Below are 266 nucleotides of genomic sequence, written 5' to 3' on the forward strand. Positions count from 1 at the left end.
TGCCGAACTGGAGGCCTCCGGCGCCGCGGTCACGGTGCTCGCCTGCGACGCGGCCGACCGCGCACAGCTGCAGGCGGCGCTGGCCGCGATCCCGGCCGATCGGCCGCTGACCGGCGTCGTGCACGCCGCCGGCGTCCTCGACGACGGCGTCCTCACCGGCCTGACCACCGACCGTCTCGCCGGGGTGTTCCACGCCAAGGTCACCCCCGCGCTCCTGCTCGACGAACTGACCCGCGACCTCGACCTCGACGCGTTCGTCCTGTTCT

1 protein-coding gene is annotated in these 266 nt (G+C 74.4%); it reads left to right on the plus strand.

The genetic code is table 11. From position 1 onward, the window contains the following. Positions 1 to 266 (plus strand): ketoreductase domain-containing protein (locus GTW08_RS19655; protein WP_161152353.1); only part of this gene is annotated, 266 nt, incomplete at both ends.

It is taken from the genome of Pseudonocardia sp. SID8383, assembly GCF_009864975.1.
In the GTDB taxonomy this organism is placed as follows: domain Bacteria; phylum Actinomycetota; class Actinomycetes; order Mycobacteriales; family Pseudonocardiaceae; genus Pseudonocardia; species Pseudonocardia alni.